Raw genomic sequence first — 25,497 nt, forward strand, 5'->3', positions numbered from 1 at the left:
GCATCGGCCTGGGAGCGGCTTCGCTTCCTTTGGAAACCTCCACTAGGCAGCAACGGCATTTTCCGCCGCTTCCCTTCAATTTGGAATAGTAGCACATGGCCGGCGGGACAGATTCCCCACCGATCATACGCGCAGCCTGCAGGATCGTTGTTCCTGGTTCTACGTCTATACTTTGACCGTCAATTGTTACTTTCATAATTTTAGTCTAAAGTCCAAAGTCTAAAGTCTAAAGTCGGATTCAGCGGCTGCTTCTTGCGACTTGGGACTTGCGGCTTTCGACTGGTCTTATACTGTTGCTTTTCCGACCAAATGCTTCACCTGCTCAAACGGCTCGGCGACAAAATGGTCCCTGTTCTTTATTTTCTCCGGAAAACGGACATGGTATTCAAATTCGTCCCTGAAATGACGGATCGCAGCCGCCACCGGCCATGCCGCAGCATCTCCTAATGGACAGATGGTATTCCCTTCAATCTTGCTCTGGATGTCCCACAACAAATCAATATCTTCTTCCCTTCCTGTACCCGTTTCAATGCGGTGCAATACCTTTTCCAACCAGCCTGTTCCTTCACGACATGGCGAACATTGTCCGCAGCTTTCGTGGTGGTAAAATCTGGAGAAATTCCAGGTATTGCGCACAATACACGAAGTGTCGTTATATACTATAAATCCGCCGGAACCCAACATCGATCCGGTAGCAAAACCACCATCACTTAAACTTTCATAAGTCATCAAACGGTCTTCACCATTGGCGGTCTTATAAATTAGGTTGGCCGGCAAAACCGGTACCGAACTTCCTCCGGGCACAAATGCCTTCAAAGGACGATCAGAACTCATTCCGCCTAAATATTCATCAGAATTCATAAACTCGTAAACACTCAATCCCAATTCAATTTCGTAAACACCAGGATTCTTAATATGTCCTGAAGCAGAAATTAATTTGGTTCCCGTAGACCTTCCAATACCGATTTTAGCATATTCAGCACCCGAATTGTTCACAATCCAAGGCACTGCCGCAATCGTCTCCACATTATTTACTACGGTTGGGTTGGCCCAAAGACCTGAAACTGCAGGAAACGGCGGCTTAATTCTTGGATTGCCACGTTTCCCTTCGAGTGACTCAATCAAAGCGGTCTCTTCGCCACAAATATAGGCTCCGGCGCCGCAATGTACATATAACTCGAGGTCATATCCTGAACCTTGTATATTTTTACCCAGCCATCCCGCGTTTTTGGCTTCAGCAATAGCCCTTTCAAGGATTTTATAAACCCACATGTATTCGCCACGGATGTAGATGTAAGATAAGTTTGCACCCAATGCATAACTCGATGTGATCATGCCTTCGATCAATAGGTGCGGAATGTATTCCATCAGGAAGCGGTCCTTAAAAGTACCCGGCTCTGATTCATCGGCATTGCAAACCAAGTGCCTCGGCTTTCCTGATTTCTTATCGATAAAGCTCCACTTCATACCAGCCGGGAAACCCGCACCGCCACGCCCGCGAAGTCCTGAAGTTTTCACTTCCTCGACCACTTCATCCGGAGTCATTTTCAGGGCTTTCTCTACAGAAGCATAACCACCTTCACGGCGATAAACCTCATAGGTTTTGATGCCCGGAACGTTAATCTTGTCTAATAATATTTTTTTTGACATATTATTTATCGTGTAACGTGATTTTATTATCGCGGCAATCAACAATCAGCTGATCGATCTTCTCTTCGGTAAGATGTTCTTTGTAAAAATCCCCCAGCTGCATCATCGGTGCGTAACCACAAGCCCCAAGGCATTCCACGCCACGCACTTCGAACATACCGTCCGGAGTAGGCTCGCCTACTTTCACACCCAACTTACTACAGGTGTAATCCATCAGGTTTTCCACGCCATTCAGGCAACAAGGCGAGGTCTGGCAGAACTCAAACATATATTTCCCGACTGGCCTTTGATTATACATCGTATAAAAAGAAACCACTTCATATACCTCAACCGGCTTGATCCTGATAATTTCAGCGACTTTATCCTGTAATTCGATACTGAGCCAGTTGTCATGGGCATCCTGGACCTCGTGCAAAACAGGCAGCAAAGCGGATTTCCTTTTGTCTTCAGGATAGTGGCTGCATAACTCTTCTATACGGGCCATAAGCTCCGAAGAAATATTGATATCCTGTTTATATTGTTTTCTTTCCATTTTCTCTATTTTAAATTTTGAATGCTAAATTTCAAATGTTTCGAATCTCATTTATAATTTAAAATTCATCATTTATAATAATCTATTATGCGTCTAATTCTCCGGCAATCACATTAAGGCTGGACAAAGTCGCAATCGCATCGGAAAGCATCTGTCCTTTTACCATATCGTTAAAAGCCTGGTAATAAATAAAACATGGCCTGCGGAAATGCAGTCGGTATGCCGTACGGCTTCCATCAGTCACCAGATAAAAACCCAGTTCTCCGTTTCCACCTTCAACCGGATGGTACACTTCAGTTACCGGAACAGGTACTTCTCCCATTACAATCTTGAAGTGGTAAATCAACGCTTCCATATTGTTGTAAACCTCATCCTTCGGTGGCAGATAGTAATCCGGCACGTCAGCGTGATAGGGCCCTTCAGGCAGTTTCGCCAAAGCCTGTTTGATGATGCTTAAACTTTCCCAAACCTCAGCGTTCCTTACGCAGAAACGGTCATAGGTATCTCCCGATTTCCCAACCGGAATATTGAATTCAAAATCTTCATAGGAAGAATACGGCTGCATCACACGGATGTCATAATCAACGCCGGCAGCACGCAGGTTTGGTCCTGTAAAACCGTAACTGATCGCCTTCTCGGCAGAAATAGAGCCCACATCAATCGTACGGTCCATGAAAATTCTGTTTCTTGTCAATAGGTTTTCAAATTCTGTCCAGATTGGCGGAAATTCTTCTAATAAGGTATTTAATTTTTCAAAAGCCAGCGGACTCCAGTCTCTTTCGAAACCGCCGATCCTTCCCATATTTGTGGTAAGACGTGCGCCGCAGATTTCTTCGTAAATTTCGTAGATTTTTTCACGGTACTGGAACACATACAAAAAGCCTGTTAACGCACCGGTATCCACCCCCAAAACGGAGTTGCAGATGATGTGGTCAGCGATACGTGCCAATTCCATCACGATCACGCGCAGGTATTGCGCCCTTTTGGGAACTTCAATCCCCAATGCCTTTTCCAATGTCATCCACCAGCCCATGTTATTGATAGGTGACGAACAATAGTTCATCCTGTCGGTTAGTGGCGTAATCTGGTAAAACGGCCTGTTTTCGGCAATTTTCTCAAAAGCCCGGTGGATATACCCCACAGTCCCTTCGCCATCAACAATCCGCTCCCCATCCATTAACAGGATGTTCTGGAAAATTCCGTGAGTAGCAGGGTGTGTCGGACCTAAATTAAGAATCGAAAGCTCACTTCCGTCTTCATTCTTACGCTGCTCGATGATGCCCGCATACCTTAATTCAGGTGGTAATAATAAGTCTGACATTTGATGTTATTTCAATGACATGATTAGCAATTATCTGTTGTTCTTCCGAAGAAACGGTCGTCTTTATCAGTCCTCCCACCGTCCTCCATTGGAAATTCCTTACGCATCGGAAAAGAGACCATTTCATCCATATTCAAAATACGTTTCAGCTGTGGATGCCCTTTAAAAATGATTCCGTAGAAATCATAGGTTTCACGCTCCTGCCAGTTGGCACTTAGGAACAACCCTGTTACCGTATCAATTTCCGGTTTATCCGCCGGCATAAAACATTTGATGCGGATTCTTACATTATCGAGCCAATTGTGCATATGATATACCGTCCCAAATTGCCTTTCCGGACTCGCATCAGGAAAATGCATGCCGCACAAATCGGTCAGGAAATTAAAACGCATGGTTTTATCATCCCTCAGGAATTGCATCACTTCAATAATTGCATCAGTATCGACTTCAAAAGTCAGGATGTCGTGGATTTGGATAAAGTCGCTGACCTTAGAACCAAAATGATCTGTAAGCGAATTTTGTATAACCGAATTTTCTAAAGCCATTATTATTTGATGTTATAAGAATTCAGCAATTCTGTATACTCGGGCGAACTTCTTCTTCTTACAGACTCCGTCCTTACCAATTCCTGTAACTGCATGATGCCGTCCAAAATCTGTTCCGGCCTGGGCGGACAGCCCGGCACATATACATCCACCGGAATAATTTTGTCGATCCCCTGCAATACCGAATAAGTATCAAAAATACCTCCAGAGCAAGCGCAGGCACCTACTGAGATTACCCATCTTGGCTCGGCCATCTGCTCGTATACCTGGCGTAAAATGGGCGCCATCTTCTTAGCTATCGTTCCCATTACCAGCAACATATCAGCCTGACGTGGAGAGAAACTCATACGCTCCGAACCGAAACGCGCGACATCATAGTGGGAAGCCATCGTCGCCATAAACTCAATGCCGCAACATGAAGTAGCAAAAGGCAATGGCCAAAGTGAATTGGCACGCGCCATCCCAACAACTGAGTCAAGTTTCGTGGCAAAAAAACCTTCCCCTGAATATCCATCAGGTGCGGGTGCATTTGTTATTATTTTTGAATCGCTCATTTCTTTTAATATTTTAAATTATAAATTTTGAATTTTAAATGTCCGCTCAATCCGTTTTGTCATTTAAAATTTAACATTCAAAATTCATCATTAATTTCTATTCCCACTCCAGGCCTTTTTTCTTCATCACATAAAAGAAGCCAACCAGCAGCAAAAGCATGAAAACACCCATTTTCAACAACCCGTCGATACCCATTTCCTTGAAGTTTACCGCCCATGGATACAGGAAAATAACCTCCACATCAAAAAGCACAAAAAGTATTGCCACCAGGAAATACTTTACTGAAAATGGAACGCGTGCGTTGCCGATAGATTCGATACCACACTCAAAATTTTTGTCTTTATTTTTGGAATGCCTTTTCGGGCCTAGAAAACTGGATCCTATGATTGTCAACACGACAAACCCGACAGCAAGAAGCATCTGTATTAAAATCGGAAGATAATCCGTTTGGGTAGACTGCATAATTTCGTTTAAAAATTTTGGATACAAAGATAGCTTTCATGTATTTAAATCACAACCCAAATCACAAAATTAGTGCACGCTATATCGATGTAAATTCGTAATTTTTATTCATTATAAATAATAGGGTGACCGTATCAGCGATTCAGCCACCATATGCTTCCATTGAGTACCGTTGCGAATGTCACCCACAAAAGGTATGGCACAAAAAGATATCCTGAAACCGCATTAATCCTACGGAATTTAAACCATGTTTCATAAATCATCAGCCACAAAACGATAATTTCAATAAATGCCAGCAACGGGTTTTTAAGCATAAAAAACAAAAACGACCACGCGGCATTCAGCAACAATTGGATCCAGAAAAAACGAAGTGCCCCAGTCACTTCCTCCCGACGTCCTTCAATCTTATCCCAAACCAGACCTGCTGCGATTCCCATAAACACATACAGCGTTGTCCACACTGGCATAAAGACGGCAGCTGGCGGATTAAATACCGGCTTTGTAAGCGTTGGAAACCAGTCTTTCACACCGGATTGCGTGGCCATCCCGGAAAAGAATCCAATTCCAAGACAGGTGGCTACAAAAATTAAAATCTTAAAATATCGGTTCATCTTTTTTCCTTAAAAGTAATAAAAACAGCCGGAAATAAAAATTTAGTCCGGTGTCCATTCTAAATTAACAACGTGTGTCTCCCCAAAAAAAGGTTTCAGCCTGAAAATGCATTGCTCCTCCCGGGTTTTATACACCGCAAATAAAACACAACAAATCAGGAAAATAGACAGCATAAAATACTATTATGATAATATTATAGTAAGGTTATAGTAACTTTATAGTAACTTTATAGTAAGGTTATATCTATTTAATAAAATATAAAAGTCAATCGCAAGACCCTTCCCCGACGCTAGTGAACAGCAACCCATTTAGCGTAACTGTCCTTAAAATTCCATAAAATCATAGAAATAAAATATCTTTGCAACAAATAAACCCTATGGCATCAGTTTTGAATTTCATCCCTGCCGATTATAAACAAAGCATCAATAACGGATCAATTACCGTTTCAGCGCCAAGCAACATCGCATTGGTAAAATACTGGGGCAAAAAGGAACACCAGATTCCGGCAAACCCATCATTGAGTTTTACGCTGAATCACTGTAAAACGATTACAACATTGGCTTTTTCCAAAAAAGATAATGCTGATGAATTTTCATTTGACCTACTTTTTGAAGGAAAACCAAAAGAAGATTTTAAACCAAAAATCCAAAAGTTTTTCCAAAGGATTGAAGTTTATATGCCCTTCCTGAAAACGTTTCATTTCACCATCGACACCCAAAACACGTTCCCACACAGCTCCGGAATTGCATCCTCCGCATCCGGCATGGCCGCTTTGGCAGTCGCATTGATGCAGATTGAAAGACAGCTTAATCCGGAAATGGATGATAAACACTTCAATCAAAAAGCATCATTCTTAGCACGACTGGGTTCGGGAAGTGCCTGCCGCAGCATCAAAGGCAGCGCTGTTATCTGGGGAAAACACGCTGATTTTTCAGAGAGTTCAGATTTATATGGCGTTGAATTCCCATTCCCCATCCATGAGCATTTCAAAAATTATCAGGACACCATTTTACTGGTCGACAAAGGTAAAAAAGAAGTGTCCAGCTCGGTCGGACATGATTTGATGCACGTCCATCCGTTTGCTGAACAGCGGTTTTCACAGGCGCACCACAATTTACATCACCTAAGTACCGTTATGCAAAACGGAAATCTCAGCGATTTCGTAAATATAGTCGAAAGCGAAGCGCTGACGTTACACGCGATGATGATGACCTCAATGCCGTATTTTGTTCTGATGAAACCAAATACATTGGAAATTATCAACCACATTTGGAAATTCCGCAGAGACACCGGCATCCCCGTTTGTTTTACGCTGGATGCAGGCGCGAACGTGCATGTCCTTTATCCCGAAAACGTTAGCGTTGAAGTTTTAAACTTTATAAAGAAGGATTTAGTTGGCTATTGTGAAAATGGTCAGTATATTTGTGACTTGATAGGACAGGGAAGTAAATTAATAATGAATAATTAATAGTTAATAATTTCTGTCAGACTCAGCTATACGCCATACAACAATGATCAATGAGAGAAAATGTTCTTAAAGAGAAATCTTTTGCTTTTGCTTTAGACATCATACGATTATACAAAACACTCTGTTTTGACAAAAAGGAATATGTGTTATCAAAACAAATGTTACGCTCTGGAACATCAGTTGGCGCAAATATCAGGGAAGCCGAATATGCTCAGAGCAGAGCGGATTTCATCAACAAATTATCAATCGCCTTAAAAGAGGCAAATGAAGCTGATTACTGGATTGAGTTACTCTATTTATCAGAATATATAGATTCAATTTCATATCAGCAAATAAAAATAAAAGCAACCGAGCAATTAAAATTACTCACGAGTATCATTAATCGTTCAAAACAAAGTAATTATTAATTATCCATTATTAATTATTAATTTATTCTTATGAAAGGACCTTTATTCTACTCCAAAATACTACTCTTCGGAGAATACGGTATCATCAAGGATTCCAAAGGCTTATCAATTCCTTATAACTTTTACAACGGCGCATTGAAATCAGACGGCAACGCCGCCCCTGAAGCAATCAAGTCCAATGCCAATCTTAAAAGATTCATTTCACATCTCGAAACGCTTCAGTCAGAACAGCCGGATTTGGTTCAATTTGATTTGGAAGGATTGAAAAAAGATGTCGAAGCCGGAATGTATTTCGATTCCAGCATCCCCCAAGGGTATGGCGTAGGCAGCAGCGGCGCATTGGTCGCGGCGATTTACGATAAATATGCCAAGAGTAAAATCACAGTTCTGGAAAACCTCACCCGCGAAAAACTGCTTACACTGAAAACGGTTTTCGGACAAATGGAATCTTTTTTCCATGGAAAAAGTTCAGGCCTGGATCCTTTAAACAGTTACCTGAGCATTCCAATCCTGATCAATTCAAAAGACAATATCGAAGCGACCGGAATTCCGACGCAGAGCACAAACGGCAAAGGCGCCGTGTTCTTGCTCGATTCAGGAATCGTGGGTGAAACAGCCCCGATGGTCAACATTTTCATGGAAAACCTTAAAGACAAAGGCTTCCGCGCGATGCTAAAAAATCAATTTGTAAAATATACTGATTTGTGCGTAGAGAATTTCCTTGGCGGAGATAGGAAATCGCTTTTCTCAAACACCAAAAAGCTTTCCAAAGTAGTCCTCAATAACTTTAAGCCGATGATTCCGGAGCAATTTCACGGTATCTGGCAAAAAGGCATCGATACGAATGACTATTACTTAAAACTTTGCGGTTCGGGCGGTGGCGGTTACATCCTCGGATTTACCGAAGACCTCGAAAAAGCACAGGCTTCACTAAAAGATTATAAGCTCGAGGTCGTTTACCAATTCTAATTAATGATGAATAATTAATAATTAATAGCGGCTTGCATTTTGTGTGGCCATTACTTTCCGTTATTAATCATTAATTGTTAATTATTAATTGTTAATTATTAATTGTTAACTATTAATTAAATGCGTCGGAAGAACAGGCTACTACTGATGAAAATTGCGAGTTTGTTTTCCGTAATACGCGGCTACAATATCCCTGTCATTGTCCTAGCGCAGTACCTTTCCGCTATTTTTATACTCGCCCCGGAAAACAGCCGTGCACTTGATGTTGTCCTTGACTCGAATCTTTTTATACTTGTCATCGCGTCGGCGTTTTGTATTGCATCGGGTTATATCATCAACAATTTTTATGATGCCAAAAAAGACCTGATCAACCGGCCTCAGAAATCAATGCTGGACCGGCTCGTAAGCCAAAAAACAAAGCTTCAGGTGTATTTCGCGCTGAACTTCATCGCGGTCGCGATGGCGCTCTTGGTTTCCTGGAGGGTGAGTCTTTTCTTTTCAGTGTATATTTTTTTATTATGGTTTTATTCCCATAAGCTCAAGAAATTTGCGATTATAGGAAATATTTCCGCAGCATTGCTGGCGGTGTTCCCGTTTTTCGGTTTGCTGATTTATTTTTTTAAAACCCAGCATGAGGATTACGACCTACAGAAAGTGGGGATCATTTTCTGCCACGCTACTTTCTTATTCCTGTTGCTGCTCATCAGGGAAATTATCAAGGACTTTGAAAATCTCGCCGGTGACCTGGCCAACAACTACAGCACAATTCCGATTGAGTACGGCGAAAAAACAGCAAAAAAAGTCATTACGGCATTGGCTATCGCTACAATAATCCCGATATTCCTTCTCATCGAGGACTATGACGTAGGTTATATGGACATTTATTTTTACAGCTGCCTGATCACATTAATTTTCTTCATTGGCTACCTATGGAAATCAGAGAATAAGGCGCAATTCCTTCGCCTCCACATTACGCTGAAAACGTTAATTGTCTCAGGAATTTTCTGCATTATCCTCATTGATCCTGCCGTCTTATGGCATGGCAGGAACCTACTTTGATTTTTTAATTGGAGCTGTTTCCGGCTGTTCGCTGTATCTTTTTATTGCCCATCAACGATTGGCATTCAATTGAATCAAGTCTCAGGGCAAATAAAAAGGATGCCGCTTCCATCCGGGCTAGGGCATCTCGTTGATAATAAAACCCTATCTTTGCAAAAAATTTCAGAATACCATGACGAACAGGGAAGGAAGTAACAAAAGAGGAGGTTCGAGGCCAGGCAGCGGCAGACCATCATCCAATAAGCCAAAACCGGCGATGGCAAAACGCGCCCAGGGACCAAAAAAAGCAAAGCCGACAACAGCATCTGATAAAGATAAACCTGCGAAAACATACAGCAAGCCGGCCACAACACCCAAAGCACCAAAAGCACCAAAAAATCCTGATGAAATACGCCTGAACAAATACATTGCCAATTCCGGCATGTGCTCCCGTCGCGACGCAGATATTTATATCCAATCCGGAAATGTCAAGGTAAACGGCGTTCCCGTTACTGAAATGGGCTATAAAGTCAAAATTGGCGACGTGGTTAATTTTGACGGCAGCCTGATTACTCCAGAAAAGAAAGAATATATCTTATTAAATAAGCCTAAAAATTTCACTACTGCTTTTGACGAAGGCGCCGAACTGCGCAACGTGCTTGAATTGGTGAAAGGTGCTACCACGTCAAAAATGACTGCCGTCGGGAGGATGGATAAAAACACCACCGGATTACTGCTGATTACGAATGACAATGACATGATCACGAAGTTTACACAGACCAGCCAGAAATCATCAAAAATTTATCAGGTGTCCTTAGACAAAAACCTGAAATACGAGGATCTCGAAAAGATTTCCAAAGGCCCGATGATTGAAGAACATAAGATCTTTGTAGAGGAAGTGAGTTATGTGGAAGAACAACCGAAAAGTGAAGTCGGGTTAAAACTGAAAACTTCCAACGTGAAAGTGGTGCGAACGATTTTTGAACATTTTGGTTACGACGTTTTGCGCATTGACCGTGTCGCATTTGCAGGGCTTACAAAGAAAAACCTTCCAAGGGGCAACTGGAGATTCCTGACCGACCAGGAAATCATCAACCTCAAAAATATGTAAACTTGGAAAACCAGAACGAAAATATCGCGAGACAATGGTTTGATGCCTTCAACAGCCACAACCTCGACAAGTTGTTGTCGCTTTATGATGACAATGCGGAGCATTTCAGTCCAAAACTGAAGATTCACAGGCCGGAAACAAATGGTTTTGTAAGCGGAAAAGCAGCGTTACATAACTGGTGGCAGGATGCATTTGACAGGTTGCCGGGTCTACAGTATAAAGTAACATCGCTAACCGCAAACGGGGAACGAGTTTTTATGGAATACATCAGGATTGTTGCCGGCGAAGGAAATATGGTTGTTGCTGAAGTGCTGGAAATAAATAACGGAAAGATTATTGCTTCACGCGTATACCACGGATAATAACTTGACTTTTAAAAAATTAACATAGATTAACACCGGCTGCTTTTGCAGGCTTACCAAAAAACGATATTTTTACGGACTTAAAAAATTTTGTCCCTCAAAATAAAAAAAATCAAATGAAAAAATTATTGATCTTAGCCACGATTTCAGTGATGTCAGTAACCGTAGTATCGGCACAGTCGAACATGAGACTGACAAGTAAACTCAATACAACAAACGGCGGCAGTGCAGATCTTGCTGAAAAAATCGGGAAGAAAGAGTCTCAGTCAGCAACTGGAAGCCCATACACACTCCCATCTTTTGTACTTGCAAGCATTAGCAATGTCAAAGAAATGATCCTGGTGAAGTACAATGCTTACACGGATGAAATGGAAGTAGACAACGGAGATGGGAAAATATTTATCCTTCCCAAAGAACAGGATTTCAATACGATTACCTTAAAAACCGGAACGGTATACAAATACCTGCAATACAATAACAGCGAAAATGAATCGGTAAAGGGTTACATGGTCGAGACAACTACTGTAAACGGCGTAACACTTCTGAAAAAAGAAAGAGTTACCCTCATTCCTGAAAAACAACCTATGAATGGTTATGGAAGCTATGCCCCACCTCGTTACGACAAACAATCTGAAGAATATTATCTTCTGTTAAAAAACAACAAAGTGGTTTCATTTCCAAAAAACAAGAAGAAATTACAGGAACTTTTTCCTGAGCAAAAAGAGAAAATAGACACTTACCTTAAACAGAATGATCTTTCTTTCAAAAAAGAAAATGACATGGTAAGACTCACACAGTTTGTCGCCACGTTTTCTTAAACAGTTGGCTTTGAAGTAAGAAAAAATTCTTTCAGATAAAAAGGCTCAAAATAAGCGACATCAACGGTGTCGTTTTTTTTATGCTTATCAAAACTGATGGCACACATCTCTTTGGCCGATGGATAAACGATGCCTTCGACAAAAGTGAATCTCCCCGCAGTGAGTACTGGGCGGCACTTTTCGGCACAATCGCCAACAATATAGATTAAGGAATCAATATCCTGAAAGCTTTCCGGAGTGACAATTTCTGCCTGTGTGTCCCGTATTTTCTTAAATTCAGCGTCAAAAATGGCGCTGTATACCTCCATTCGGCGCGCATCAATCATCGGAATTACAACTGCATTTCCCGATAATGCCAGAGATTTCGCCTGAAGCGACAACGTTTCCAAAGTGTCAACCGCAATCAAGGGTATATTCAACGCATAACACAATCCTTTCGCTGCTGAAACCCCAATCCTAAGCCCGGTATATGAGCCGGGACCCTGGCTAACCGCTATCGCAGAAAGGTCATTATACCGGACATCATTCTCCTTTAGGACATCATCAATAAAAACGTGGAGTTTTTCGGCATGGGAATAGCCCAAATCGGCTATTTCCTTATAACTTATAACAACTCCATCTTGGGCGAGCGCAACGGAACAATTCTTTGTTGCCGTTTCAATATTAAGGATATAAGACATTATTTTTTAGCCGCATTTTTTTCGCTTCCGGTGAGTACCATATCGCCGGAATTGAGCTCTTTTGTCAAAACGTTGTAAGGACCTACGATGATGCTTTCGCCTTCCTTCAACCCGGAAATAATTTCAATATTCGTATCGTCCTGGATTCCGGTCTTAATTACACGGATTCTCGCCTTATTGCCGGATTTCACAAAGACACACTCTAGTTTCTTATCGGTTTTGGGTAGTGATTTTTCATCCTCTGGTCCTTCCGTATTCTTTACTGGCAAAGTATCCGATTTAATCACAACGGCACTGATTGGAATGGAGAGCACATTTTCCCGGCGCTTGGTTTCGATATCGACAGTAGCAGTCATTCCGGGACGGAAGGGAGAATAGGTCTCTGGTTTTCCTTCGAGCAAATCAGCGTATGATTCTTTCAGTATCCTTACCTTCACCTTAAAATTGGTCACCTGATCTGCAGTTTGGGTCACACTCGCTGAATTCGAAATACTGGTTACGATTCCCTTAAATTTCTTCTTTAGGTAAGCGTCAACTTCAACGTTTGCGGAATCACCGACACTTATTTTCACAATATCATTCTCATTGACATCCACCTCAACTTCCATATTGTTCAGGTTTGCCACCCGCATCATTTCGGTTCCTGTCATCTGCTGTTGTCCGAGCACCCTTTCTCCTAGTTCCACAGCAAGCGTCGAAATTGTGCCGTCAGCAGGTGAGTAAATTGTAGTTCTTCCCAGATTATCCTTGGCTTCATTGACTGTTGCTGAGGCACTTTGGACGGAGTAGTAAGCCGATTGCTTACTTGCTTTTGCTACTTCAAAAGCTGAGATCGCTTTGTCCCAATCTGATTTGGAGATAATGCCCTTTTCAAAAAGCGTTTTGTTCCTGTCGTAATTGGATTTGGCCTCGTTGAACTGGGCGTCCGCCTGACTAAGACCTGCTTTTGTCTGCGATAAACCTGCAACGGTCCTGTTAAATCCGGAAGTATATAAATCCGGGTTGATTTTCACTAGCAAATCTCCCTTTTTCACAGCCTGGCCTTCTTTTACAGGCAATGCTATAATTTCACCAGACACTTCCGGCATAATCTTGATTTCGATTTCCGGCTGGATCTTTCCGGTTGCCGACACGGTTTCGATGATCGTCAACTGTTTTACACTTGCAATTTCGACTTCCTTTCCCTTATCCTCTTTCCCGGTAAAAAATTTGTAGCCGATAAATACCAGCAGCAATACAACAAGCGTAATAATGATTGACTTTTTTGACATGTTCTTATTTTTGCGTTATGGGTATGCCGAAATAAAATTCAACAACTTTTACCCTGAAAATATAATCGAATTTTGTTCGTAGTACTTCTGACTCCGCGTTGGCATATAGCGTTTGTGCCTGATTCAGGTCAAATGCATTCATCAACCCCACGTTGAACTTTTCTTTAGCATAATTAAACGCCTCTGTTCTTGCCTCCAATGCAGATACTGCTGCTTCGTAAGAATTCAGCGCGCCTTTTGCATCTGTAAATGCGGTATAAACATTTCGTTCCAAGTCCAACTCCTGTTGGCTGTAGGCAATCTTAGAACGTTCCAGGCTGATCTTAGAACGCTCAACATTATTCCTGACTGAAAACCCATTGAGGATTGGGATGTTCAATTGCAACCCAAAAGAATGTCCTTTGTTGTCGCTGAACTGATCAAATAAAGGCTGCGGCCCGGCAACAATTGGATCCCCGTTGCCGTCAACGCCCAAAATACGGTCTGAATACGAAGCCCTCGTGCTAAAACTGTAAAAGCCGGTAAGGCTGGGTTGAAATCCCCCTTTTGCAATTCTTACATCCTTTTCAGCAATCTGAAGATTGGTCCTGGCCAACTTGATTTCGGCACGCTCTTCTTTGGCTTTTTTAAAGATGGCGTCAGGCGTCTGCATCATGGTTGGGCTATCCTGTACGTCAAACTTTTCGTCGGCAATATCAAAATTCTCATAGTCTTCCAATTGCAGCAACTGTGCGAGACTAAGCTTAGAGATCAGTAATGTGTTTTCAGCAATAACTACAGCCTGTTTGCTTCCTGCTACCGTAGCCTGCATGTCTAACAAATCGCCCCGTGGTACGGAACCCGCACTCACCAATTCCTGGGTACGGGACTGCTGCTTTTCATTATTTTGAAGAAGTTCCTTTTGGACTTTTAGGTTTTCTTTATTGAAAAGAATCTGGAGAAACGCATTTGCGACGTTCAGGGATATATCGTCGCGCATCTTTTTCAACTGGTATTGTGACGCGATAATACTAAGCCTGGCACGACTGAGCCTGGTTTGATTTTGAAGCCCGCGGTAAATATCAATACCCATATTCAATCCTGCCGAAGTGAACTGCGTGGTCTGATTTTCCAGCAATCCGGTAGTGATATTCTGGTTTAGCCCGATGTTCCAGGAATGGGATGCATTCGCATTAACTGATGGAAGGAAGTTTCCAAGAGCGTCCTTTTTGTCAATCTTCGCGACCATCGTATCCAATTCCGTCTGCTTTATCGAAATATTGTGCTGCAATGCATATTCAACACATTCCAGTATCGTCCATTTTTTAATTTGTGCCTGCGCGTTGAGGCTACAAATCAGGAAAAATACCGCTGTAATTAATTTTTTTTGTTTCATGGGTGGATATCATGCGCAGCATGTTGCGCAAATTTAATTATAATTTGGTTATGTTTTGGCTTAGAATCAGGTTTAGATTATTTCTTTTCTTCCTCTTTTTCAATTCCCTGGTTCCATACTTTAATCTTGTCGGATGCTTTGATGCCATCTTTAATTTCCGCATAAATCCCATCGCTGACACCAAGCTCAACATTCCGTTTTTCAAATTTCTGGTTTGCGGTCTCTACCTCAACGAATGATTTCTTTGTCTTTTCATCAAACTGGATCAACGACTCTTTTATGGCCAATACGTTTTCTGCTTTTGCCAATATAATGGAAGCATTGGCACTCAGTCCCGCCCGGATGAAAGTGGTATCGCGATTGGTAAGCTTTGCCTTTATCTCAAACTGGATGGCACCGTTCTCCGTTTTGCCTTTCGGTGCGATATAATTCAGTACTGCATCAAATTTCTTGTTCTCGATGGCACCCACGGTAATTTCGATTGGCAGGTTTTCTTTGACTTTACCGACTTCCGATTCATCGAGCTTCCCGATAAAGATCATTTTCCCCACATCAGCGAGACTTGCTATGGTGGTTCCCTCATTGAAATTGTTGCTTTCAATAACCTGGTTTCCGACTTTTACGGGCACCTCAAGGACCATTCCGGTAACGGTGGAACGAATGATCGTGTTGGCTGCGCTACCAAGACCTGACGTGGTTCCGGTCTTGACAATCTCATAACTCTGCTTGGTTGCGTTATAATTTTGCTTCGCCTGTTTATAAGCCAATTCGGCCGCTTCGAAATCATTTGCGGAAATAACGCCTTTCTCAAACAGCACTTTCTGCCGTTGGAAAGACTTTTCCTGATTTTCGAGATCGTTTTTGGCACTTAACACCTGATTGTAAGTACTGTTCAGGCTGTTGACGTTGGGAACGACACGTATTTTGGCAATCATGTCGCCCGCTTTGACAAATCCTCCCGCCTCAACATATATTTCCTCAATAATCCCGGAAATATTCGGCTTGATCAGAACCTCTTCGTCAGGCACGATACTACCGGTTGCGATGGTATTTTTGACAATGGTCTTTGTTTCCGGTTTATCAGTTTCAAAAACGATAGGTGATTCCGCGTTTTTATTGTAGAGGTAATACAATGCTGAGCCGAATGCAATGGCAATCAGGATTAAGACAGTAATGGTGATTCCTTTTCTCTTCATTTTGTGTTTGATTTATGCGATTTTATGTTACTCTGCTCTTAATGCATCTACAGGTTTTATCTTAATGGCAATTTGGGCGGGGATAAATCCGGCCAGTAAACCGGATAATATCAGTATCACCAACGCCGAAAATACGACCCCCAGATTAACGCTGGGATTGGCAAACATCATGTCCTCTGAAGGCATTGAATCCAACACCAAGTTGATGATCGCCAAAACACCCGAAGCCGCTGCGATACCCAGCATGCCGGCTATAATGGTCAGAAAGATAGACTCTGTCAGGATTTGTGAGCGTATCCTGCCCGGGGACGCGCCGATCGCCCTTCGGATGCCGATTTCCTTTGTCCGCTCTTTGACAACAATCAGCATAATATTCGAAATCCCAATTACGCCGGAAAGCAATACAAGGATTCCAACGAAATAAGCGATAAACTTCAGGATTACAAACAAGCCGTTGACCTTGCTGAATTCTTCATAAAGGTCGAAATTCCCGATGGCCCTTTCATCATCAGGATGGACATCATGTCGTTCCCGAAGAAACCTGAAAATCTCCTTTTTCATGTCGGTAATCGAGGCGCCGTCTTTTGCCGTAATTGACATCCATCCGACCACATCACCATAGTTAAATGCCTGTTGAAAAGCGGTAAACGGGACATATACCTGCTTTTGCTCTTCCTCTGCGTTTCCGTTCCTCCCTTTGGATTTATAGACGCCTACGACCATGAAATTGACGCCGTTAACTTTAATGTAAGATCCTAATACCTGTTCTCCTTTTTCATACAAACCACTGATAACTCCTTCGCCAATGACGGCAGTTTTTCTTTTCTGGTTGATGTCATTGTAGTTTATAAAACGTCCTTTTACAATTTCCTTTGATTCCTGGTATGCAAGTTCAGGGTAATCACCATATACAGTATATGCGGCAGTTTTTGTGCCCCTGACCACATTATTGGCGCCCTGGTATCCTCCCAGTTGGTTCCTGGGCGAAATGTATAGTAGGTCTGGAAATTTCTCCCGCAAAGCCTGCACATCGCTATTCTTAAAATTATAATCCCTATTTTGAGGTAGTCCTTTGTAGGGTTTGGATGTTGACTGCGTCCACATAAAAACGGAATTCGTTGCCATTCCTGAAAATCCTTTCATGACCCCATTTTCCAGCCCTTTCCCGGCGGCAAGCAGGATGACCAGAATAAATATCCCCCAAAACACGCCAAATGCCGTAAGCACCGTTCGGAAAACGTTGGCACTTAGTGCCTGCAAAACCTCATTCCATTTGTCTTTATCAAACATATTATTCGTCTTTAAGCGCTACAATTGGCCTGATTCGGGCCGCACGGTAAGCGGGGAAAAACCCTGCTACCGCACCGGAAAACACTAAAATGAAAAGCGTCGTAATGGCAACGTTAAAGTCGACTTCCGGATTCCGAAAAAAATCGCTGTCAACATTCGGACCGACCAATTCAAGTAAACCGAGTCCCATAAGCAAACCTACAAATCCAGATATGGTAGTAATGAAAATAGACTCGTGTAAAATCATTCCGATAATTGAAATTGGCGGCGCACCAAGGGCTTTTCTGATGCCAATTTCCTTTGTCCGCTCTTTGACAATGATCAACATGATGTTGCTGACGCCAACCACACCGGCAATGATGGTGCATATGCCGACGCCCCAAAAGAAAAGCCTGATGTAAAGATTGAGGGAATAAATATTTTTTACGTTTTCAACCGAGCTATTTACTCCGATGGCACCGTCGTCGCCAGGATCCACCGTATATTTACTTTTCAGCATTTGCTCCATTTCAGCTACAAACTTGTTTGATTCCTTAAGCGCTTCTTCATAAGTGGCACTTTTCTTAAGGGTATAGGAAAGATTGCTGATTTTATCGCCGGCGCCATAGACTTTCTGCGCGGTAGAAATGGGCATGTAAACCCTTGCCTCTTCCCTTTCGCCGGCAGGGTCTGTAAAAACGCCGACAATCTTAAACGGAATGGTATTTATGGCAATGATTTGCCCCAGTGGATCTTTTCCTTTGAACAAATCCAGACTTACTTTTTGTCCGATTACAACGACCTTTTCATAAGTCCGCAGATCATTAAAATTCACAAACCTGCCATTGATTATCGTCATATTTTCAATGCGCTGATGATCCGGATAAACTCCGCGAAATGAATAATTCCCCGACTCTTTCTGGTAGGTAACCTGTGCACCCCAATTGCTATAGCTTGCCGATTTCAGTCCGAGCATATTTCCAAAACGTGCCAATGACAAGTCGTAATCTCCATTATGCATCTGGATTTCCCTGCCGGGATTCAGGCCCTTGTATTCCTTTGTTGTGGTGCCGGACCAAACTTCAATTAATCCCTCAGCGTCCCTTTCAAATTGTTTTTCAACACCGTTTTGTAAACCTTTGCCCACCCCAAGTAAAATCACAAGAATGAAAATCCCTGACGCCACTGAAATCCCGGTCAGGAAGGTCCGCAGTTTGTTTTTGCCAATGGCTTCAAAGATTTCGTTCCAGCGCTCGATGTTAAACATGGGCTTTCACTCTTTGTTGTACAATCATTTTGTCGTCTATGATTTGCCCGTCTTTTAAGACCACATTCCTTTTGCACATGGCTGCAATATCCGGTTCATGTGTTACAATCAGGATTGTTTTTCCTTCGTCATTTATGTTTTGGATTAACTCCATTACCTCGTATGAAGTCTTGGTGTCTAACGCACCGGTCGGCTCGTCAGCGAGCAAAACTTTCGGTTGTGAAGCCATGGCACGTGCAATAGCCACGCGTTGCTTTTGCCCTCCGGAAAGCTCTGACGGAAGGTGGTGCGAGTGTGATGCGAGGCCTACCTTCTCGAGATAGCTCATCGCCATTTCCTCACGCTGCCTGCTTTTTATTCCCTGATAGTATAATGGCAATGCGACATTGTCTAGTGCCGATTTGTAGCTAATGAGATTAAATGACTGAAAAACAAATCCGAGAAATTGATTGCGGTATTTTGAAGCTATTTTTTCGTTTAGGTTTTTGATGGGCAGTCCATCCAGCGAATATATGCCGGAATCGGCCTCGTCCAAAATGCCGAGTATGTTTAATAATGTCGACTTTCCCGACCCGGATGATCCCATAATAGCGACCAACTCACCTTCTTTAACACTAAAATTAATGCCTTTTAAGACATGTAAACTGGAATTTCCGCTCTTGTATGATTTGTGCAAATCGGTGATTTCAATCATATTGTAGGTGATTTTTGACAATATTAAATATTCTGGACGGTAAGCTGTGATAAAAATTTGTTAATATCGACTGCGTATAAGACTTGAATTCCGCTAATATGTTACTGCAATCTCTAAACATATATCCCGATTGGCTATTTTTACGCAAAATTTATAAGATGAAACGCATGAAATTTTTCAATGTTGCTTTATTGCTTATTTTGTTAAGCGGTTGCGGATCGACCAAAAAGATTGAAACCCTGCGGCCAGAACCGGACGATGCGACACCATTAATATATGATAATGAGAGCTCTTTTATCGATCTTCCAGTGACCATTAAGCTTAAGGACATTGAAACACAGGCCAACAAAACGCTGACAGGATTAATTTACGAAGACAATAATATAGAAGACGACGACTACACCGTGAAAATTTGGAAAACGGGAAACATCACTTTGGAAAATCAAGGCGGTAAAATCAAGACAATATTGCCATTGAAAGCGACGGTTAACTATCGGTATGGTTTGGGTAGGCTTCTCAGTGATACAAGGGAAATTAACCTGAATGGAAAAATTACTTTATCCAGCGGCATAAAACTCACAAACTGGAAACTGAATACCACTACGGAACTGAAATCACTAGATTGGACTGAAAGTCCATCGGTTACAATTGCCGGGAGAAGTATTCCCATTACCTACCTGATAAATCCGGGCATAAAATTGTTCCGCGCAAAGATTGAAAAAAGCATTGACAATACGATTGACAAATCGATGGATTTTAAATCCAATGTATTGGATGCCCTTGAGAAAATCTGTACGCCATCAGAAATGAGTGCTGATTATGAAAGCTGGCTTCGGATTGTTCCGCTGGAATTATACTCCACAGACGCGACATTGAACAAGGACGTTATCAGCATGGAAATGGGATTGAAATGTTACATCGAAACATTGGTCGGTAAAAAGCCGGATTCGAAATTCGACCGCACTAAGATCGTCCTAAAACCTGTGGCGAAAATGCCGGACAAGATTACTGCCAATATTGTAGCAGTGTCCACTTTTAAAGACGCTTCCAAAATCATGACAAAAAATTTCCAGGGTCAGGAATTTGGGTCAGGGAATAAAAAAGTGACTGTGCAGAATGTAAACCTTTGGCACAAGGATGGCAAGATGGTCATTGCATTGGACTTACTGGGAAGTGTCACCGGGACCATTTACCTCGCGGGTTTTCCGCAGTACAATGATACCTCCAAAGAAATATTTTTTGACCAATTGGATTATGCGATTGATACCAAAAGTAAGCTGGTGCGTGCCGCAAACTGGCTGGCGTCAGGATATATTTTGAAAAAGATCCAGGAAACCTGCAGATACTCCATCAAGCCGAATTTGGAAGAAGGCAAACAAAATATGCTTAAGTACATGAAAAACTATTCTCCGATGCCTGGTGTCTTCATCAACGGTACGATGAATGACATTCAGTTCAAGAAAATGCAATTGACCAATAAGGCGATTATAGCATTTCTATCGATCGACGGAAAGGTTGATGTGAAGGTCGATGGTTTAAAATAACATCATGACGTTTTGCTCGTTGAGGGAAATCACGAATCGGCATTAAACCAAATCCACTTTTCGCTTAATAATAGGGTACATCAATGATGATTTCGGCATCAGTGAACCGCGTTGGATAATCGCCTTTTTTCAACTTCATCCCGCCAATTGTTATTTCTTCGTCTACATTGAAGGTCCTAAAATCTTCAATATTATTCCCGGGTTGGCGCACCAATGCATAAGGAAACAAAAATGTCAGCACTTTATCTGTTTTTTTTGGGACGGCGATCACCTTCACACCCCGCTCTGTTAAAGTCGGCGACAATGGCTCGGAATCATCGGGAGTACAAACCAAAATCCATCGGCTTCCGGTACAAAACCAAAAGCCACTTTCGCAGTCATACTTCGGGCGTTTAAACCTGAACTCACTAACTTCAACGAAGTAACAAATATCTGATGACCCGGCGCATGGACTTTTTTCCCCGACCGCTTTTCCAGAATTTACCTGTGCCACTGTACTTTGATGCATCAGGATAGAAAAAGAGCATGATAGCCCTAACATTATGAAATTTCTCATCTTTTCATTTTTTAATTGATTCGTTTTTCTTCAGGCATCTACCTGATTAAGCAAAACTATCTCTTATCTAAAAAAGAATTTTGATGAGTTTTCGGAATAAATGTTAAATAAATTTCAGGAATTTTCCTGTTTCGGCTTTCTGGTTCGCATCCTGTAAATCACAAAAGCCAATAGGCCCACAAGCAAATAGGGAAAAACCATCAGGTAGACAATTCCGTCATTGACCGCCTCTGCTTTATTTCCGCCGTCTTCGGTTTCAAGTACAGCACGGCACATCGCGCATTGGGCCGATGAGGAAATAGACCAGAAACAAGAAATGAGAAGAAAGAACAACGCGTTGCCTTTTACTTTCGACTTTCGACCTTCGACTTTAAGATGCATAGTAAGGCGAAATCATTAGATATACGATCGGGCCGGTCGCCGCAACATACAGCCAAATTGGATACGTAATTTTAGAGATCTTTTTGTGCCTGTCAAATCGTTCTGCCAACGCCCTGACATACGAGATCAGTACCAGCGGAATTACGGCCACTGACAGCGATATATGCGTCAGCAGTATAAAATAGTACAAGTAGCGAATTGGCCCTGCAGCGATTTTCTCAGCTTCTTCGACAATACCGTTGTGGTTGGTATCACCAAATTTTGTATCCCCGGAGGTCATATGATAAGCAACATACATCGCCAAAAACGCCACCGAGCAGCCAATAGCGATTTTCATCAATCTTTCATGCTGGATCCGCTTACCTGCTTTTATGGACTGAACAGCGGCAATGAGTAACACTGCTGTAATAGCATTTATCGCGGCATATATCGGCGGCAGGAAACTTAAAGGTTTCACGTCAAACCCGATGTCTTTCAATTTGACACTAAAAAGCACCACTACCACCAACGGTATGGCAACGGACAGCAGCACAATCCATTTGTTGTATTTCTTCTCAATTGCGTTATTTTCCATCATTCGTCTAATAAAATTTTAATATCGTGTTCTAAATCGGCTACGCCCTGATCGCTTAAACCGTCATAATAAATAATTGGATTTCCGTCTTTGTCTTTTCTGGAACGGATGTTTCCGTCCTTATCAATCAATGCAAAAAGCCCGGAGTGCTCGAAGCCACCGTTATTCCCATTTGGAAGTTGGCCTGCGTATACGTTAAAGCCTTTATTCGCCAGGTCGAAAATATAGTCCCGCTTTCCTGTGAGGAAATGCCAGTTCTCCGACTTCACCCCAAGGGTTTCCGCATGCTTTTTTAAGACATCAGGCGTATCGTTTTCAGGGTTTATGGTAATGGATGCAATTCCAAAACTGCGGTTGCCGAAAAACGCATCCTGAATTTTCAGCATATTGGCATTCATCTTGGGGCAAATCGTCGGGCAGGTCGAAAAGAAGAATTCCAGCACATATACCTTCCCCTTATAATCTGCTTTGGTGATGATTTTGCCATTTTGATCGGTCAGGCTGAAGTCGGGTGCTGGGCCTTTCGTATACAATGACGCATTTTTATTTCTTCCGTTTCCGGATTCAATGTTGAGGCGGTCTGACTTTACAATGTCGTCGTTTTTGATGCGCTCGACAATTCTTGGGACCACCAGAATTCCGAATACCAGGATAATGAACGAGATCCCGATGTATGATTTATTCTTCGACATTTCTCTTTTGATTTCTTAGATAGGAATTGTTTTTCTTTAGTGCCGCCCTGTATTCATAAAGAATGATCTTGAAATCGTCGAGCATTTCATTACTCAGCTCCGACGGATGAAACGTGCTGTAGCCTTCCTTATATTCTTTGGGGTCTTTACGACCGCGGAGATTTCGTTCTTTGTCGATGATGTACACGTGGTCTGTGCCCAAATCATCATTTAATTTGCCCTTCAGTTTAAGTGTTTGAAAATAGGCATTAATTTCATCCTCTTTTGCAAAAACAAAACTCCAGTGCCGCGTGTCTGAAATCGCACCAATCGCCTTAACGATCGCTTGAACGTCCTGCTGCGTGCCTTCTGGGCAGATGGTCACAAACTGCAAATCCTTAAATTCATGATAGCGCTGGTAAATCTTTTGGTTCAGGTTAAAAATATTACCGCGGTTTTCGAGGACTTTCTTTCCCCCGAAACCCAGCACCGTGATTTTTTTATCCAGCGAAACGGGCTTTCCATCAAGGGCTTTCCACGAAGCCGGAAAATCAGGGACTTTAGCAGTGACCGTAGGCAGTTTTGAAAAACTGTTTATTCCTGAAGCGAAGAAAAGATAGGCAACAATAGGGAGTACAAAAAGTACGAAAAGGACCAGATTTTTCTTCATTTGGAAAATGTGATAAATGTCTTGCAAAAATAAAAAAAGGCACGCAATGCGTACCTCTTTTTTTGAATTAATATGTGGTTAAAAATTCCATTTTATGGTAGAATTCTTAAACACCTCAAATATATAATCGGCTTCAGTCAAAAGTATAAACAACAAGTATAATACGAGGAAAATAACCGGCAATACTACAGCCCATCTGAGGCTCTTTTTCTCGCCTTCCATGTGCATGAAAGCCCAAACGATGTAATACGCTTTAAAAATGGTCAGGATGTAAAATACCCAGTTCAGCAGGTTCATCCCCAGGACATGCCTTCCGTGAAGCACTTCGGGCTTATATATACCCAAAATTACTTCAACAATAGTGACCAGTGAAAGCAATCCGAAAACAAACCAGATTCTTTTAATATTTGAAACGTGCTCGTGATGCGCCATGATAATAAACTTTTAAAATTTTAAACGAGATAGAAAACAGTGAAAACGAATACCCAAACCAAATCCACAAAGTGCCAGTAAAGACCCACTTTTTCAATCATTTCATAACTTCTTCTTTTCTCATAAGTCCCTAGAAGAACATTAAAGAAAATAATGATGTTGATGATTACACCTGAAAATACGTGGAAACCGTGAAATCCAGTAATAAAGAAGAAAAAATCTGCGAACAGCCTGTTGCCGTACTCGTTTCTCTTAAGATTAGCGCCTTCTACCACCATGTGTGCATTGGCCATCATCTTTTCTGACGCTTCACGCGTAAGGATTGCCTTGTGCTTGTGCTCTGCAGTTTCCATCAACTTATGGTCTACCGTAGGATCGTTTTTGGCGCTGCTTCCTTCTTTGTAATTTACTTCGGTCCTCACTCTTAATTCAGGATGTGCAGCAAATGCCGCCTGAACCTCAGTAACTGAAAAGGTAGACAGTGTAGGTTCGTCCATAAACCATTTTCCTTTACTACGGGTCAATTGCTCACGTGCTTCTGGCAACTGTACCGCAAAATCCTCGAGTTTCACCCTGTTTCCGTGGTCGTCCACAATTTGCAACAGGCTTCCTCCTTTGGTTTCAATGGCACCATACTCACCTTTGATGAAGTTACTCCACTCCCAGGCCTGTGAACCAACGAATATTAAACCTCCAATAATGGTCAGGAAAAGATAAAAAGTAACTTTCGCTTTATTCAAATGATGTCCTGCATCAACGGCAAGCACCATCGTGACAGAAGAAAAAATCAGGATAAACGTCATCAACGCCACATAGTACATGGGCGCAGGGACACCGTGCATAAAAGGGAAGTGTGTAAACACCTCATCAGCATTAGGCCAGGTCTCAATAAATTTAAACCTTGAAAAACCATATGCCGCCAGGAATCCTGAGAAAGTTAAAGCATCCGATACGATGAAGAACCACATCATCAGTTTACCGTAGCTGGCGTCCAATGGCTCATTGCCGCCGCCCCAGGTTTTCACTTCGTTTTTTGCAGTAGTAGCTGTCGCTTCCATAAAAGTTAT

At 42.2% G+C, this 25,497-nt stretch carries 30 protein-coding genes; 8 read left to right on the forward strand and 22 right to left on the reverse strand.

The features are described from left to right. From CFE23_RS00355 to CFE23_RS00390, 8 genes are all read right to left on the reverse strand, one after another. A partial coding sequence (locus CFE23_RS00355; protein WP_291082341.1) for a 2Fe-2S iron-sulfur cluster-binding protein occupies positions 1–196 on the reverse strand: 196 nt, incomplete at its 3' end. Between the two features lie 89 nt (positions 197–285). Then, positions 286–1,650: an NADH-quinone oxidoreductase subunit NuoF gene (gene nuoF / locus CFE23_RS00360; RefSeq protein WP_291082344.1), complete on the reverse strand. Its 1,365-nt coding sequence runs from the start codon at positions 1,648–1,650 to the stop codon at positions 286–288. Position 1,651: 1 nt separating this feature from the next. Next, the gene (locus tag CFE23_RS00365; protein ID WP_291082347.1) at positions 1,652–2,182 is read right to left on the reverse strand and encodes an NAD(P)H-dependent oxidoreductase subunit E; all 531 of its coding nucleotides are present in this window, start codon (positions 2,180–2,182) and stop codon (positions 1,652–1,654) included. An 85-nt stretch (positions 2,183–2,267) separates the two neighbouring features. Next, positions 2,268–3,503 (reverse strand): NADH-quinone oxidoreductase subunit D, encoded by a 1,236-nt coding sequence (locus tag CFE23_RS00370; protein WP_291082350.1) that lies wholly within the window; start codon positions 3,501–3,503, stop codon positions 2,268–2,270. 23 nt (positions 3,504–3,526) lie between these two features. Next, the gene (locus tag CFE23_RS00375; protein ID WP_291082353.1) at positions 3,527–4,048 is read right to left on the reverse strand and encodes an NADH-quinone oxidoreductase subunit C; all 522 of its coding nucleotides are present in this window, start codon (positions 4,046–4,048) and stop codon (positions 3,527–3,529) included. 2 nt (positions 4,049–4,050) lie between these two features. Then, positions 4,051–4,602 (reverse strand): NADH-quinone oxidoreductase subunit B, encoded by a 552-nt coding sequence (locus tag CFE23_RS00380; protein WP_291082354.1) that lies wholly within the window; start codon positions 4,600–4,602, stop codon positions 4,051–4,053. A 97-nt stretch (positions 4,603–4,699) separates the two neighbouring features. Then, positions 4,700–5,065, reverse strand: a complete 366-nt coding sequence (ndhC, locus tag CFE23_RS00385) for an NADH-quinone oxidoreductase subunit A (protein ID WP_291082356.1) — start codon at positions 5,063–5,065, stop codon at positions 4,700–4,702. A 134-nt stretch (positions 5,066–5,199) separates the two neighbouring features. Beyond that, positions 5,200–5,676, reverse strand: coding sequence for a TspO/MBR family protein (locus CFE23_RS00390; protein WP_291082358.1), 477 nt, complete (start codon positions 5,674–5,676; stop codon positions 5,200–5,202). A 377-nt stretch (positions 5,677–6,053) separates the two neighbouring features. Between CFE23_RS00390 and mvaD the strand changes: the two genes are divergently transcribed. The 7 genes from mvaD (at position 6,054) to CFE23_RS00425 (ending at position 11,850) form a co-directional block, all read left to right on the forward strand. Beyond that, positions 6,054–7,145: a diphosphomevalonate decarboxylase gene (gene mvaD, locus CFE23_RS00395; protein WP_291082361.1), complete on the forward strand. Its 1,092-nt coding sequence runs from the start codon at positions 6,054–6,056 to the stop codon at positions 7,143–7,145. A 50-nt stretch (positions 7,146–7,195) separates the two neighbouring features. After that, positions 7,196–7,552, forward strand: coding sequence for a four helix bundle protein (locus CFE23_RS00400; RefSeq protein ID WP_291082364.1), 357 nt, complete (start codon positions 7,196–7,198; stop codon positions 7,550–7,552). Positions 7,553–7,582: 30 nt separating this feature from the next. After that, complete coding sequence (locus CFE23_RS00405; RefSeq protein ID WP_291082367.1) at positions 7,583–8,521, forward strand: mevalonate kinase; 939 nt, start codon at positions 7,583–7,585, stop codon at positions 8,519–8,521. 120 nt (positions 8,522–8,641) lie between these two features. Continuing rightward, a complete protein-coding gene (locus CFE23_RS00410; protein WP_291082370.1) occupies positions 8,642–9,580 on the forward strand; it encodes a geranylgeranylglycerol-phosphate geranylgeranyltransferase in 939 nt (312 codons plus the stop codon). A gap of 172 nt (positions 9,581–9,752) precedes the next feature. Continuing rightward, complete coding sequence (locus CFE23_RS00415) at positions 9,753–10,670, forward strand: pseudouridine synthase (RefSeq protein WP_291082372.1); 918 nt, start codon at positions 9,753–9,755, stop codon at positions 10,668–10,670. A gap of 2 nt (positions 10,671–10,672) precedes the next feature. After that, on the forward strand, positions 10,673–11,032 hold the full coding sequence (locus tag CFE23_RS00420) for a nuclear transport factor 2 family protein (protein ID WP_291082375.1): 360 nt from the start codon (positions 10,673–10,675) through the stop codon (positions 11,030–11,032). A 116-nt stretch (positions 11,033–11,148) separates the two neighbouring features. Next, positions 11,149–11,850: a hypothetical protein gene (locus CFE23_RS00425; protein ID WP_291082378.1), complete on the forward strand. Its 702-nt coding sequence runs from the start codon at positions 11,149–11,151 to the stop codon at positions 11,848–11,850. Here CFE23_RS00425 and tsaB read toward each other — a convergent pair. The 7 genes from tsaB to CFE23_RS00460 all read right to left on the reverse strand — a co-directional run bounded on the left by tsaB (position 11,847) and on the right by CFE23_RS00460 (position 19,602). Next, on the reverse strand, positions 11,847–12,530 hold the full coding sequence (gene tsaB / locus CFE23_RS00430; protein ID WP_291082382.1) for a tRNA (adenosine(37)-N6)-threonylcarbamoyltransferase complex dimerization subunit type 1 TsaB: 684 nt from the start codon (positions 12,528–12,530) through the stop codon (positions 11,847–11,849). The two genes, CFE23_RS00425 and tsaB, sit on opposite strands and share 4 nt — an antisense overlap. Continuing rightward, a complete protein-coding gene (locus tag CFE23_RS00435; protein ID WP_291082385.1) occupies positions 12,530–13,801 on the reverse strand; it encodes an efflux RND transporter periplasmic adaptor subunit in 1,272 nt (423 codons plus the stop codon). Before CFE23_RS00435 ends, tsaB begins: the two co-directional genes overlap by 1 nt. Positions 13,802–13,805: 4 nt before the next feature. After that, positions 13,806–15,176, reverse strand: a complete 1,371-nt coding sequence (locus CFE23_RS00440) for a TolC family protein (protein ID WP_291082388.1) — start codon at positions 15,174–15,176, stop codon at positions 13,806–13,808. A gap of 77 nt (positions 15,177–15,253) precedes the next feature. Then, positions 15,254–16,372 (reverse strand): efflux RND transporter periplasmic adaptor subunit, encoded by a 1,119-nt coding sequence (locus tag CFE23_RS00445; RefSeq protein WP_291082391.1) that lies wholly within the window; start codon positions 16,370–16,372, stop codon positions 15,254–15,256. A 27-nt stretch (positions 16,373–16,399) separates the two neighbouring features. Next, positions 16,400–17,662 carry an ABC transporter permease gene (locus CFE23_RS00450; protein WP_291082394.1) on the reverse strand — a complete coding sequence of 421 codons (1,263 nt, stop codon included), beginning with the start codon at positions 17,660–17,662 and terminating at the stop codon, positions 16,400–16,402. A gap of 1 nt (position 17,663) precedes the next feature. Next, on the reverse strand, positions 17,664–18,908 hold the full coding sequence (locus CFE23_RS00455) for an ABC transporter permease (protein ID WP_291082397.1): 1,245 nt from the start codon (positions 18,906–18,908) through the stop codon (positions 17,664–17,666). After that, positions 18,901–19,602: an ABC transporter ATP-binding protein gene (locus tag CFE23_RS00460; RefSeq protein WP_291082399.1), complete on the reverse strand. Its 702-nt coding sequence runs from the start codon at positions 19,600–19,602 to the stop codon at positions 18,901–18,903. The genes CFE23_RS00455 and CFE23_RS00460 overlap by 8 nt, the downstream gene beginning before the upstream one ends. A 167-nt stretch (positions 19,603–19,769) precedes the next feature. Between CFE23_RS00460 and CFE23_RS00465 the strand changes: the two genes are divergently transcribed. Then, positions 19,770–21,146 carry a DUF4403 family protein gene (locus tag CFE23_RS00465; protein WP_291082760.1) on the forward strand — a complete coding sequence of 459 codons (1,377 nt, stop codon included), beginning with the start codon at positions 19,770–19,772 and terminating at the stop codon, positions 21,144–21,146. Positions 21,147–21,210: 64 nt separating this feature from the next. Here CFE23_RS00465 and CFE23_RS00470 read toward each other — a convergent pair whose 3' ends face one another. The 7 genes from CFE23_RS00470 to CFE23_RS00500 form a co-directional block, all read right to left on the reverse strand. After that, entirely contained in the window at positions 21,211–21,702 is a 492-nt protein-coding gene (locus CFE23_RS00470) for a hypothetical protein (protein WP_291082402.1), read from the reverse strand. 114 nt (positions 21,703–21,816) lie between these two features. Next, positions 21,817–22,083: a hypothetical protein gene (locus CFE23_RS00475; protein WP_291082405.1), complete on the reverse strand. Its 267-nt coding sequence runs from the start codon at positions 22,081–22,083 to the stop codon at positions 21,817–21,819. Next, positions 22,073–22,657, reverse strand: coding sequence for a DUF420 domain-containing protein (locus tag CFE23_RS00480; RefSeq protein WP_291082763.1), 585 nt, complete (start codon positions 22,655–22,657; stop codon positions 22,073–22,075). The genes CFE23_RS00475 and CFE23_RS00480 overlap by 11 nt, the downstream gene beginning before the upstream one ends. Further along, entirely contained in the window at positions 22,657–23,349 is a 693-nt protein-coding gene (locus tag CFE23_RS00485) for an SCO family protein (RefSeq protein ID WP_291082408.1), read from the reverse strand. The genes CFE23_RS00480 and CFE23_RS00485 overlap by 1 nt, the downstream gene beginning before the upstream one ends. Continuing rightward, complete coding sequence (locus CFE23_RS00490) at positions 23,336–23,998, reverse strand: hypothetical protein (protein WP_291082412.1); 663 nt, start codon at positions 23,996–23,998, stop codon at positions 23,336–23,338. The genes CFE23_RS00485 and CFE23_RS00490 overlap by 14 nt, the downstream gene beginning before the upstream one ends. Positions 23,999–24,076: 78 nt before the next feature. After that, positions 24,077–24,430, reverse strand: a complete 354-nt coding sequence (locus CFE23_RS00495; RefSeq protein WP_291082415.1) for a cytochrome C oxidase subunit IV family protein — start codon at positions 24,428–24,430, stop codon at positions 24,077–24,079. A gap of 20 nt (positions 24,431–24,450) precedes the next feature. Beyond that, positions 24,451–25,488 (reverse strand): cytochrome c oxidase subunit 3, encoded by a 1,038-nt coding sequence (locus tag CFE23_RS00500; protein WP_291082418.1) that lies wholly within the window; start codon positions 25,486–25,488, stop codon positions 24,451–24,453. Positions 25,489–25,497 lie beyond the last annotated feature (9 nt).

The sequence above is a fragment of the Flavobacterium sp. BFFFF1 genome, from assembly GCF_002256285.1.
Taxonomy (GTDB): Bacteria; Bacteroidota; Bacteroidia; order Flavobacteriales; family Flavobacteriaceae; genus Flavobacterium.

What these genes read in the sequence shown, in the direction of transcription:
- nuoF (WP_291082344.1), bottom strand. Translation starts at nt 1,650, where the DNA reads ATGTCAAAAAAAATATTATTAGACAAGATTAACGTTCCGGGCATCAAA.
- CFE23_RS00365 (WP_291082347.1), bottom strand. Translation starts at nt 2,182, where the DNA reads ATGGAAAGAAAACAATATAAACAGGATATCAATATTTCTTCGGAGCTT.
- CFE23_RS00370 (WP_291082350.1), bottom strand. Translation starts at nt 3,503, where the DNA reads ATGTCAGACTTATTATTACCACCTGAATTAAGGTATGCGGGCATCATC.
- CFE23_RS00375 (WP_291082353.1), bottom strand. Translation starts at nt 4,048, where the DNA reads ATGGCTTTAGAAAATTCGGTTATACAAAATTCGCTTACAGATCATTTT.
- CFE23_RS00380 (WP_291082354.1), bottom strand. Translation starts at nt 4,602, where the DNA reads ATGAGCGATTCAAAAATAATAACAAATGCACCCGCACCTGATGGATAT.
- ndhC (WP_291082356.1), bottom strand. Translation starts at nt 5,065, where the DNA reads ATGCAGTCTACCCAAACGGATTATCTTCCGATTTTAATACAGATGCTT.
- CFE23_RS00390 (WP_291082358.1), bottom strand. Translation starts at nt 5,676, where the DNA reads ATGAACCGATATTTTAAGATTTTAATTTTTGTAGCCACCTGTCTTGGA.
- mvaD (WP_291082361.1), top strand. Translation starts at nt 6,054, where the DNA reads ATGGCATCAGTTTTGAATTTCATCCCTGCCGATTATAAACAAAGCATC.
- CFE23_RS00400 (WP_291082364.1), top strand. Translation starts at nt 7,196, where the DNA reads ATGAGAGAAAATGTTCTTAAAGAGAAATCTTTTGCTTTTGCTTTAGAC.
- CFE23_RS00405 (WP_291082367.1), top strand. Translation starts at nt 7,583, where the DNA reads ATGAAAGGACCTTTATTCTACTCCAAAATACTACTCTTCGGAGAATAC.
- CFE23_RS00410 (WP_291082370.1), top strand. Translation starts at nt 8,642, where the DNA reads ATGCGTCGGAAGAACAGGCTACTACTGATGAAAATTGCGAGTTTGTTT.
- CFE23_RS00415 (WP_291082372.1), top strand. Translation starts at nt 9,753, where the DNA reads ATGACGAACAGGGAAGGAAGTAACAAAAGAGGAGGTTCGAGGCCAGGC.
- CFE23_RS00425 (WP_291082378.1), top strand. Translation starts at nt 11,149, where the DNA reads ATGAAAAAATTATTGATCTTAGCCACGATTTCAGTGATGTCAGTAACC.
- tsaB (WP_291082382.1), bottom strand. Translation starts at nt 12,530, where the DNA reads ATGTCTTATATCCTTAATATTGAAACGGCAACAAAGAATTGTTCCGTT.
- CFE23_RS00435 (WP_291082385.1), bottom strand. Translation starts at nt 13,801, where the DNA reads ATGTCAAAAAAGTCAATCATTATTACGCTTGTTGTATTGCTGCTGGTA.
- CFE23_RS00440 (WP_291082388.1), bottom strand. Translation starts at nt 15,176, where the DNA reads ATGAAACAAAAAAAATTAATTACAGCGGTATTTTTCCTGATTTGTAGC.
- CFE23_RS00445 (WP_291082391.1), bottom strand. Translation starts at nt 16,372, where the DNA reads ATGAAGAGAAAAGGAATCACCATTACTGTCTTAATCCTGATTGCCATT.
- CFE23_RS00450 (WP_291082394.1), bottom strand. Translation starts at nt 17,662, where the DNA reads ATGTTTGATAAAGACAAATGGAATGAGGTTTTGCAGGCACTAAGTGCC.
- CFE23_RS00455 (WP_291082397.1), bottom strand. Translation starts at nt 18,908, where the DNA reads ATGTTTAACATCGAGCGCTGGAACGAAATCTTTGAAGCCATTGGCAAA.
- CFE23_RS00460 (WP_291082399.1), bottom strand. Translation starts at nt 19,602, where the DNA reads ATGATTGAAATCACCGATTTGCACAAATCATACAAGAGCGGAAATTCC.
- CFE23_RS00465 (WP_291082760.1), top strand. Translation starts at nt 19,770, where the DNA reads ATGAAATTTTTCAATGTTGCTTTATTGCTTATTTTGTTAAGCGGTTGC.
- CFE23_RS00470 (WP_291082402.1), bottom strand. Translation starts at nt 21,702, where the DNA reads ATGAGAAATTTCATAATGTTAGGGCTATCATGCTCTTTTTCTATCCTG.
- CFE23_RS00475 (WP_291082405.1), bottom strand. Translation starts at nt 22,083, where the DNA reads ATGCATCTTAAAGTCGAAGGTCGAAAGTCGAAAGTAAAAGGCAACGCG.
- CFE23_RS00480 (WP_291082763.1), bottom strand. Translation starts at nt 22,657, where the DNA reads ATGGAAAATAACGCAATTGAGAAGAAATACAACAAATGGATTGTGCTG.
- CFE23_RS00485 (WP_291082408.1), bottom strand. Translation starts at nt 23,349, where the DNA reads ATGTCGAAGAATAAATCATACATCGGGATCTCGTTCATTATCCTGGTA.
- CFE23_RS00490 (WP_291082412.1), bottom strand. Translation starts at nt 23,998, where the DNA reads ATGAAGAAAAATCTGGTCCTTTTCGTACTTTTTGTACTCCCTATTGTT.
- CFE23_RS00495 (WP_291082415.1), bottom strand. Translation starts at nt 24,430, where the DNA reads ATGGCGCATCACGAGCACGTTTCAAATATTAAAAGAATCTGGTTTGTT.
- CFE23_RS00500 (WP_291082418.1), bottom strand. Translation starts at nt 25,488, where the DNA reads ATGGAAGCGACAGCTACTACTGCAAAAAACGAAGTGAAAACCTGGGGC.